At 69.1% G+C, this 9970-nt stretch carries 9 protein-coding genes; 2 read left to right on the forward strand and 7 right to left on the reverse strand.

Translation table 11 applies throughout. From position 1 onward, the window contains the following. Positions 1 to 104: 104 nt before the first annotated feature. From Pth03_RS39605 to Pth03_RS39615, 3 genes are all read right to left on the reverse strand, one after another. Complete coding sequence (locus tag Pth03_RS39605) at positions 105 to 842, reverse strand: DUF4232 domain-containing protein (protein ID WP_203949663.1); 738 nt, start codon at positions 840 to 842, stop codon at positions 105 to 107. A 166-nt stretch (positions 843 to 1008) separates the two neighbouring features. Beyond that, positions 1009 to 1953, reverse strand: coding sequence for an alpha/beta hydrolase (locus tag Pth03_RS39610; RefSeq protein WP_203949664.1), 945 nt, complete (start codon positions 1951 to 1953; stop codon positions 1009 to 1011). Between the two features lie 339 nt (positions 1954 to 2292). Then, the gene (locus tag Pth03_RS39615; RefSeq protein ID WP_203949665.1) at positions 2293 to 2904 is read right to left on the reverse strand and encodes a hemerythrin domain-containing protein; all 612 of its coding nucleotides are present in this window, start codon (positions 2902 to 2904) and stop codon (positions 2293 to 2295) included. 75 nt (positions 2905 to 2979) lie between these two features. Here Pth03_RS39615 and Pth03_RS39620 point away from each other — a divergent pair, with 75 nt between their 5' ends. Continuing rightward, positions 2980 to 3600 (forward strand): TetR family transcriptional regulator, encoded by a 621-nt coding sequence (locus Pth03_RS39620; protein WP_203949666.1) that lies wholly within the window; start codon positions 2980 to 2982, stop codon positions 3598 to 3600. A gap of 316 nt (positions 3601 to 3916) precedes the next feature. Here Pth03_RS39620 and Pth03_RS39625 read toward each other — a convergent pair whose 3' ends face one another. From Pth03_RS39625 to Pth03_RS39640, 4 genes are all read right to left on the reverse strand, one after another. After that, positions 3917 to 4963: a TolB-like translocation protein gene (locus Pth03_RS39625; protein WP_203949667.1), complete on the reverse strand. Its 1047-nt coding sequence runs from the start codon at positions 4961 to 4963 to the stop codon at positions 3917 to 3919. Beyond that, positions 4960 to 6300 (reverse strand): MFS transporter, encoded by a 1341-nt coding sequence (locus Pth03_RS39630; protein ID WP_239119740.1) that lies wholly within the window; start codon positions 6298 to 6300, stop codon positions 4960 to 4962. Before Pth03_RS39630 ends, Pth03_RS39625 begins: the two co-directional genes overlap by 4 nt. Positions 6301 to 6386: 86 nt before the next feature. Beyond that, positions 6387 to 7805 carry a CBM96 family carbohydrate-binding protein gene (locus Pth03_RS39635; RefSeq protein WP_203949668.1) on the reverse strand — a complete coding sequence of 473 codons (1419 nt, stop codon included), beginning with the start codon at positions 7803 to 7805 and terminating at the stop codon, positions 6387 to 6389. A 256-nt stretch (positions 7806 to 8061) separates the two neighbouring features. Continuing rightward, complete coding sequence (locus Pth03_RS39640; protein WP_203949669.1) at positions 8062 to 8613, reverse strand: DinB family protein; 552 nt, start codon at positions 8611 to 8613, stop codon at positions 8062 to 8064. Between the two features lie 95 nt (positions 8614 to 8708). Between Pth03_RS39640 and Pth03_RS39645 the strand changes: the two genes are divergently transcribed. Beyond that, entirely contained in the window at positions 8709 to 9662 is a 954-nt protein-coding gene (locus tag Pth03_RS39645; RefSeq protein WP_203949670.1) for a helix-turn-helix transcriptional regulator, read from the forward strand. The last annotated feature ends 308 nt before the right edge of the window (positions 9663 to 9970 follow it).

The raw sequence follows: 9970 nt of genomic DNA on the forward strand, positions 1-9970 counted from the left end.
CTCAGAGCGTCAGAGATGCGAATCATGCGCATCTGCCGGCCATCCGGCGGGGCACGCCCGCTGGTAGTTGGCCGGTTCGACCACGTGCACGTCGACCAGTCTGTTCACCAGGCGACGACGCCTTGAGCGGCGGGCTGAATTGTGCCGACCTGGAGCGACTTGAAGGTGATGCCGGACTGCTCCGGGTTGGGGAAGCCCTCCAGGGTCGCCGCCACGAGCGGCCCGCCCTTCGCAAGCCCGACCTTGATGGTGTTGCCTGCCGGGCAATCAGCGGCCGCCTTGTCGCAGATCGTCCACTTGATACCGGCAAACGCGCCCCCACCCGGGGCCAGGTCGGCCGGCACCGACTTGCCCGGCTGAGCAACGTTCTTCGTCGGCACGGCCACCGCTTCGCCGGCTGCGTTCGCCAGCGTGATCACCGGCCAGCCGCCCACGTTGCACTTACGGCCGGAGGCGTTCATCAGCTGGACGAGCGCCATCCGGCTGTCGCCCTCGCGTCGTTGCGGCTGCTCGGTGAGAGTCACCTTGATGTCGGTCGCCTTGCAAGCCGGCACGGTCGCCGGTGTGCCGGCAGCCGGGACGTGCGCGCTCGGGGCGTGCGAGGTGGCGCTCGGGGCGTGCGAGGTGGCGCTCGGGGCGGGCGCCTCTGCGCTCGGGGCGTCGCCGGTCGGGGTCGAGGTGACCGGTGACGTGTCCGATGTGGGGCTCGCCGTCACCGGGGTAACCGGCGATGAGGTGCCGCAGGCCGAGACGCCGGCCGAGATCAGCACCCCTGGTACGGCGAGCAGCAGAGCCGCCTTTGCACGGTTGACGGTCCAGCGGGGTGTACGACGTCGGGACACTGTGTTCTTCCATCTCTTTCGCGTAAGGGCCCTTGTTTTCCGCGGGCCGGCAGTTGCCCGGTCATCTCTTCTGGTAACCGTTTGCGGCGAAGAGCTCGATCCACGGCGCCAGGAGGTGGCGTGCAGCCAGAGCCCGTGGATGAAGATGACCGGTGTCGAACTGCACCTAGCCGTTCAGCGCTCGTGCGAGAGTGGCGATCGCCTGGGTGACGGCGCCCTCGGCCGCCGGCGTGCCGCGCAGCGGGTTGAGGCCGACGAAGTCGTGGATGATGCCCTGGTAGCGCACGGCGGTCACGGGCACCCCGGCCGCACGGAGCTTGTTCGCATAGGCCTCACCCTCATCGCGCAGCACGTCCGCCTCCGCGACGATGATCAGGGCGGGCGGCAGGCCGGCGAGCTGCTCGGACGTAGCCCGCAGCGGTGAGGCGTAGATTTCGGCCCGTTGTGTCTCGTCGGTCGTGTACTGGTCCCAGAACCACTGCATGGCCTCGCGGCGCAGGAAATAGCCCTCGGCGAACTGGTGGTAGCTGCCGGTGTCGAAGTCGGCGTCCGTGACTGGATAGAACAGCACCTGGTGCACGAACGAGACTCCGCCACGCTCCTTCGCCAGCAGGGTGGTCGCGGCGGTCATGTTGCCGCCGACGGAGTCACCGGCGATCGCGATGCGGGCCGGGTCGAGGTCGTGCTCGGCGCCACTGGTGACGATCCAGGTCGCGACAGAGAAGATCTCCTCCAGGGCGGTCGGGTACCTCGCTTCAGGCGAGAGGCTGTAATCCGGGAAGACCACCGCGGCGCCGACACCGACGGCCAACTCACGAACCAGCCGGTCGTGGGTCTGCGGGCCGCCGAAGACCCACCCAAGGCCGTGGATGTAGAGAATGACCGGTAGCGGGCCGGACGTGCCGGCAGGGCGGGTGACGCGTACGGGAACTCCACCGACGGTCAGCTCGGTGATCTCCACCTCGGGAAGCTCGCCCGGCGTCGACTGCACCTGGTCAACGATCTTGCGAGCTTCGGCGATGTCGAGCTGATACAGGTACGGCGGGTCCGCATTCACATCCGCGAACGCCTGGGCCGCGGCCTCTAGGACCACGGGTGGATCAATGGACATCAGAATTCTCCCCCATATACAGAGACCTGGTTCGAAGCGGTGCTCCGCCCGGTCCCGATTTCCTTCTGAATCAACAACGTCGTGTTCTAGGGCGCCGCTATCCCTCCGGCCTGACCGACGCCGGGTGAGCGCTGATCAGGCGGCAGTCGACTTCCCATCGCCTCGCCGCCAAGTGGGCGAGGCGGGAGACATCGGCCTGCACGACCAGTCGGCCGTCCAGCAGCACGCTTCACCACGACCACATCGCTCGCCGCAGCCGAACCCGCGTCATCCTCACTGTCGCCTGGCCCCCACACAGGCGACAGTGAGGATCCACGTCAGGCCGGCTGACCAGCGCTCTCAGCCGGTCTCCTCCAGCGCCTCGAAGGTCGCCTGTGCCTGCTGCCGCATGGCCGCCATGACCGGCTCGGGAATCGGGGGCAGCACGAGCGCGACCTCCTCCGGAGTGCCCACCCGGTCAAAGAACCCGACCAGCAGGTGCGCGGACACGGTCGGCGACGTCTCGATCACCTTCTTGGAGAAATCCGCCCAGGCTTCCAGCGACACCAGATCACGCAAAACGGGGAAGAGCTGCGGTTCCTCGTCTTCCAGGTGGTCGAGAACCAGGTCGCGCACCGCGGTCGCGGCCTCCTGGAGAACAGCCCGGTCGGCGCCGTCCGCCACTGCCACCTCGCCCAGGGCGTCAAGGGCGGCATCGAGCTGGTGGTGTTCGACGCTCAGCGCGACGAGTCCCTCGGCAACTCGCGGAGCGACGGCGGTGATCACCGGCCACAGGTCGCCGTCTTCGCTCTCGTGATGGTGATGCAGGTGCGCGACCAGGAAGTCGCGCAGCTCCGTCAGCGCGGCGGCGGGCACCCAGGACCGCCCAGCGGCCTCGACCAGCAAGGTGGTCGCCTTCCGGTGCACGTCATGCACGAGGCGGGTCTCCAGAACGGCAGCAGGCGTCTTCACGATTGAGGAAACTAGTCAATAGAGGACACTCTAGTCAATGTGGCCATCAACACAGAAAAATGGGACGATAGGGCGATGAGCAAGTACCACTCTCCCCGTCGCATGGACGCGGCCGCAGACACCCGGATGGCGATCATCCGGAGCGCGCGGGAGTTGTTCCTCGCCCACGGCTACGCGGACGTGACGGTCGCCCATATCGCGGCGGCGGCCCGAGTGGCAGTACAGACGGTCTACAGCAGCACGGGAGGCAAGACGGCAATACTGGCCGCGCTCCTGGCTTCCACCGTGAACGACCCCGCCATAGCGGAGGGCCTCGAAGCGGTGGCCGCGTCCACCGACCCAGGGGCGATCATCGACATCACCGCCGAGGGCACTCGCCGTACCCATGAACGGCACTGGGACGTTCTGTACGGCCTGCTCCACGATGGTCTCGGAGACCACGGCGCCACGGAGGTCTTCAACGAGGGAATTACCGTGTACCTCAAGGCCCTGACCATGGTGGCCGATCGCCTGGTCACCCTGGACGCGCTCCGCCCGGAGCTGGATCACGCGCTGGCCGTCGATCTCCTCTGGTTCTTCCTGGGCCAGCGCGCCTGGTTCCTGCTCGTCGGGGAGCGAGGCTGGAGCTTCGACCGCGCTCAGGAGTGGATGGCGGAATCGGCCCGCCAGGCGCTGCTGCGGTCACCCGGGCACTGACAACGAAGCGTTTCGAGGTCTCCGGCAAGGGACGAGTCACCGGTTCCATCCACCGCCGAGTGATACCAGACGTCCCCTTCAGCCCAGCAGGATTCCCCCTGCAGAGAGCACGCGTGCACGCCACACCTGTGCCCGTCGGCGGATGCGCAAGCGTGGCTTTACGCGCTCTGCATGATCACGAAAGGCGTCACCGCAGGTCGGTGGGCGTTCTCTCGAACTTCTGCATGATCACGGATTACGTCGGGGCTGGTCAGAGGGCCGACGCCCGAACTTCTGCATGATCACGGGAACGGGGGTTGGCAGGTCGGGGCGCATGTCACCGAACTTCTGCATGATCACGAGAAGGTTGGAGGGAGGGGGAGTTGGCTCCGGGCACGAGAAGGCGGGCGGCTCCGGTCCCGTCGGCGGGCACGGCCCACACGTCGTTGACCCCGTCGCTGCGCTGCAACCCGTAGGCGAGCGTGTGGTCGTCGAGCCAGATCGCCTGGTCGTCGACGCTGCGGGTCTCCACCGTGGCGGCCACCTTCTTGGTGGCGAGGTCGAGCACCGACAGCCGCCATCCCCGGGCCGGGTCGCCGCCGACGGCGGACTTGAACGCGACACGTGTCTCGTCCGGCGACAGCGACGGGCATTCGACGCCGTCGGCGACCGTCTTGAGCGTCCTGCCGGCGAGATCGCCCTCGGCCAGATAACGGTGCCCCGCGGTCCCGACCGTTGCGAAGAACCGGTTGTCGTCGCCGGTGAAGGTGATGCCCCACACGTTGACGTCCGCCGCACGGTGCGGCCGGCCGTCGACGGTGACGGCGAACTCCTCGACGGACGCCACCACCGTGCCGGTACGCATGTCGAGCACGCCGGCCCGCGTCGAGAACTCCCCTCCGGCGTAGGCGTCGCCGCTGACGAAGAGCGTCCATGCGATCATGCGGCCGCTGTCCGACACGCGCAGCCGGTTGGGGAACCCGGTCAGCGGAATGGAGCGCACCTCCCGGAGGTCGCCGTCCAGCACGGCGAGGTGGGTGCCGCCGAGGGCCCCCACCGGGCGCAGGCACGCCACGGTCCCGGCGGCGGCGTAGGCGCGGTCGCACTGCTGCGCGGACACGCTCCGCGGACCGCTCGGGTCCTGAAGCGACACCTCCGACAGCAGGCCGTTGTCCAGCACCCGCAACCGCGCGCCGTCCGCACGCACGACGCCCGGCACGTCCGACTCCCTGGCGGCGGTCGGCCCGTCGGAGGCCACGGCCGCATAGACGACGGCGGCCCCGGCCAGCACGACGGCCGCCGCGGCGGCGATCAGCATCCTCGCCCGCGTGCCCAGCCTCGCTCCTCCCCCGGGCTCCTCCTCGCGGAATTCGGACTCCGTCATGACGCCGCCTCCATCTCGATTTCCGTACGGCTGACGCCGCGCAGCAGCGCGGCCGTCACGATGATCGCGGTCACCCCGGCGAGTACGGCGAGCCAGCACGCGGCCGTGATGCCCCACGACTGCCACGCGACGCCGAACAGGACGGAAGACCCCAGATAGGCGAGTGCCTGGCCGGTCTGCACGAGGGCGAGCCCGGTGGTGCGGAGCCGTTCGGGCAGCAGAGGAGCCGCCAAGGCCATCAATATGCCGTCGGTGGCGGCGTAGAAGAGGCCGTAGAGGCACAACACGACGACGACGAGCACGGGGCCGCCGACAGGAGCGACGAGCGCCAGGTAGACCGCTACCAGCGCGGCATACCCGCCGAGGGTCACCGGCAGCCTGCCGACGCGGTCGGCCAGTGCGCCGAGCGGGGCGGCGAGCAACAGGTAGGCCAGGCTCGTTCCGACGGCCAGCAGCGGAAACCAGCCGAGTGACACCTCCTCCCGGCGCTGCAGCAGGAGGTAGACGAACCCGTCGCCGACGGTGACGAAACCGAGGAGGCAGGCGGCGAGGAGCAGCCGCCGCACGCGGGAGTCGCGGAGCAGCCCGGCGGCCTGCCGTACCGACACCGTCTCCCGAGCAGCCTTGCTCGGACCCGCCGTCTCCGACGGGGCGTTCGCGGGCGAAGGCACACCGGTGTGCGCCGGCCCGCGGTGGTCGCGTACGAACAGCGCGAGAATCACGACACCGAAAACCGCGATGCAGGAACTGGTGACGAACACCGCGTCGTACCCCTGGCCGGCCAGTGCGAGCACGGCCAGCGCGACGAGGGGGCCGATGAAGGCGCCGACGCTGTCCATCGTTCGGTGCACGCCGAAGGCCCGGCCGAGCTGGCCGGGCGGCGCCGACAGGGTGATGAGCGCGTCCCGCGGCGCCGTGCGCAGCCCTTTGCCGGCACGGTCGGCGGTGATCGCCAGCCCGATCGCGGTGACCGATCCGCCCGCGGCGAGCAGGCCGAGCTTGGCGACGGCGGAAAGCGCGTAGCCGAACCCGGCGACGGCCTTGCGCCGTCGTATGCGGTCGGCGAGGTAGCCGCCGGCGAGCCGCAGCACGACGGTGGCACCGGTGTAGAGGCCGTCGACGAGTCCGTAGGCCGCGGGGCTGAACTGCAGGCCGATGACGAGATAGAGCGGCAGGATCGCGGTGACCATCTCCGACGAGATGTCGGTCACGAGGCTGACGGCGCCCAGCGCGAAAACGTTGCCGCCGACGACGGCCCACCGGCGGCGTCCGGCCTTCCGGTCGCGGGCGAGTGACTTGGGCCGGCCGATCGTGGACAGGTACACGGGCGTGCACACCTTCCCGGCGAGGGTGGATGCCGCGCCCGGGTGCGGGTGCACACCGGGCGCGGCGCCGTACGGCGAAGCGGGTGGAGCGACCGGGATCAGTGGCAGGAGTTGGTGCCGCTGTCGGTGAAGGTCTTGCCCGACTGGGGCACGAACTGCCAGTCGTAACTGCCCGCGTGCAAGGTGAACTTCAGCACGCCGAACGTGTTGTTGTTGCGCACTTCGCTGTTGGGCTGGATGGTGCCGAAGTTGTACATCCCGGCTCCACCGGTGCCGACGACGAAGTGCCGGATTCCGCGGGTGTTGTCGAGCTGCCCGCTCGGGTTCATCGGGGCGAACCGCTCGTACTGGTGGTTGTGGCCGGTGACGACCACTTCGGCGTTGTTGTCGTACAACGCCTGAACCAGCGGCCCGACAGAGGTCGTCGGCGCGTGGTTGGCGCCCGAGGTGAAGCGCGGGTGGTGCCAGTACGCGAGCGTGCACGAGCGGGTGTTGGCTGCGAGGTCGGCGCGCAGCCACTGCTCCTGCGCCGAGCCGGCGTTGCAGCCGCCGATCGACGAGCAGTTGGAGTTGAGCACCACGATGTGCCAGCTGCCGAGGTTGTAGGAGTAGTAGCCCTTGCCGGGTTCACCCGCGGACGAGCCGAAGTAGGTGAAGTAGCCGGAGGCGCCCGAGGTGTTGTACTCGTGGTTGCCCGCCGCCGGGCGCGTGCGCGCCTTGTGCCGGCCCCACGTGGGTGCGTAGTAGTTGTTGAAGTCGGCGGTGGAGCCGTTGTCGTAGGCGTCGTCGCCCGCGGTGAACACCGTGCCGGGGATGTTGTCGAGCAGGGCGGCGGTCGCGGTGTCTCCGGAGCCGGAGTTCGCGATGTCGCCCGCGCCGACGAGCACGGGGTCGCCCGAGGGCGGGGTGGGCGTCGGGGTCGGAGTCGGAGTCGGGGTCGAGGACGTGCCTGTGGTGATCACCAGCTGCGGCGCCGTCGAGCCCGTCTCGCGGGAGTCGAAGTCGGCGCCGTCACTGCTCGACGACGTGACGCCGATGCTGAACTGGCCGTTGCCCTTGACGTAGGAGCTGACGTCGACCTCGTACCAGGTGTTGCGGGTGACCGACCCGACGGAGCCGAGGGTGGCACCGTCGATGGCGGGCTGGTTGGCCCAGGTCACACCGGTCTCCGACCACGTGGTGTTGCTCATGGCCCGGTAGGTGCCGCCGCTGGGGCTTTCCGCCCCGGAGACGTCGTCGGTGTGCACGCGCAGCTTCGCGCCGGTGACCGTCCCGGTCACGCCGGACACGTTGAACCTGAGGAACATCCGCTTGACGGGCGAGTTGTCCACGCCGAGCTGGCCCGACGTGCCGTAGTTGGTGCCGGTGACGGAGTTGTCGACATAGGTGTCGGCAACGGGGGTGAACGTGGTGGTCGCCGCGGACGCCACTGTGGCGTCGCCAAGCACCGCGACCGTGGTCGCGACCGCGCCCGCGGTCGCGAGGATCGCCGCGAGTACGGCCTTGCGCCTTCTCATGGTCCGAGCCCTCCCGTTATGGAGTTTTCGATTACTGGGGGCTTTTCGGAAAGTAAGGACGCGGCGATACCACGCGGTGACGCTTGATGGGTTGCCTGGTGGCCTCCTGATGAACGAATGAAGATCAGCTGAATATCAGCTGTGAGACTTCACTGCCCTACCTCGGCCGATGCTTGACACCGCGGCCTCGGTCGACGTGCCGGGGCGGCGAGCGGCGACAGTGGACGCCGGGTGGCAGCGTCTGATCTGGGGGATGTCAGCCCATGCTTTTGGCGCCGTCGAGGGATTCGCGGATGATGTCGGCGTGGCCGGCGTGCTGGGCGGTCTCGGCGATGATGTGCATCAGCACCCGCCGGGCCGACCACCGCCCGCCGGGCTCGAACCACGGGGCCTTCGGCAGCGGCTGGGTGACGTCCAGGTCGGGCAGGGTGGCGACCAGTTCGTCGGTCCGGTGAGCGACCTCGACGTAGCCGGCCAGCACACCGGCCAGTGTCTCGCCGGGTAGCAGCCGGAACTCGTCGGCCCTTCGGGTCCAGTCGGCCTCGGTCATGGTGGCGAAGTCGCCCATTGCCGACGGGCCGTTCAGGATGAAGTCCACCCAGTTCTGCTCGACCGCGGCGACGTGCTTGATCAAGCCGCCCAGGCACAGCTCGCTGGCGGTGGTCCGCCGCCCGGCCTGCTCGTCGGTGAGGTCGCGGGTGGTGAAGCGCAGGAAGTGCCGGCTTTTGGCCAGCATCGCCAGCAGGTCGGCGCGCTCGCCGGTGATGTCGCGGGTGGTCAGCTCGTCGACGGTCGTGCTCTCGCTCATGGTCTCCGCCTTCCGTTGTTCTGTTCGGTCGGTCAGGACCCACGCTAGGCGGCATAGCGGTCACTTTCTGACCTGAATTGCGGAAGAATCAAAACATGGCGAACACCAGCACCCGGACGCTGCGGCTGCTGTCCCTGCTGCAGACCCACCGGTACTGGCCGGGCACCGAACTGGCCGAGCGCCTGGGAGTCTCGGTCCGCACCCTGCGCCGGGACATCGACCGGCTGCGCGAGCTGGGCTATCCGGTTGAGGCGCAGCGCGGCGTGGACGGCGGTTACGAACTCGCCGCGGGCGCGGCACTGCCGCCGCTGGTGATCGACGACGAGGAGGCGGTCGCCCTGGCCGTCGGGCTGCAGGCCGCCGCGCAGGGCGCGGTGGAGGGCATCGCCGAGTCCTCGGTGCGGGCGCTGGCCAAGGTGGTGCAGGTGATGCCGGCCCGGCTACGGCGCCAGGTCGAGGCACTGCGCGCGATGACCGTACCCGCCGGCTGGGACGGCCGGGCCAGGGCGGGCGTCGACCCGGGCGTGCTCACCGCGGTCGCGCTGGCCTGCCGGGACAGCGAACACCTCCGCTTCTCCTACACCGCCGCCGACGGCCGGCACACCGACCGGCAGGTCGAACCGCATCGGCTGGTCTGTCTCGGCCGCCACTGGTACCTGGTCGCCTACGACCTCACCCGGCACGACTGGCGCAGCTTCCGGGTCGACCGGCTCACCGCGCCGCACGGCACCGGTTCCAGGTTCCGGCCCCGCGACCTGCCCGCCGCCGACGCCGCCGAGTTCGTCCGCGCAGGCCTGGACAACCTGCCCCGCCCGTACCGGGTGGAGGTCCTGGTCGACGCCCCGGCCGCGACCGTGCGCGAACGGATCGGCAGGTGGAGCACAGTCGAGAAGGTCGACGCCGAGCACTGCCGGGTGCGCATGACCGCCGAATCCCTGGACTGGCCGACCATGGCGCTGGGCGTGGTCGGCGCCGATTTCCGCGTCCTCGACCCGCCCGAACTGCTCGAGCAGATCCACAACTGGGGCGCCCGGTTCAACCGGGCCTAGGGTTTGATCCGGGTTTGATCCGCGAAGGCAATTTCGCCCAGTTCGCCCACCCCTGCGACGTCCCCCCTCATCGACTGTGCCGCCCTCGCCGAGCAGAAACGAGCCATGTGCGCCGTAGCTCAACGTAATGGGAGCGCTCCTCGTTGGTCGAAAACGATCTATGAAGGATCTCCCCAGCGCACACAGCAGTCTCTTTCGAGATGCATATCCTTAAGGGATTGTTCGCCGTTTGGGCGGGTTGGACAGGGGGTGGGTAAGGGGGAACAGCCATGACAGCCAGCGACGACCTGGAGGATTGGGCGGGGTAC

This window comes from Planotetraspora thailandica, from assembly GCF_016863335.1.
Lineage (GTDB): Bacteria > Actinomycetota > Actinomycetes > Streptosporangiales > Streptosporangiaceae > Planotetraspora > Planotetraspora thailandica.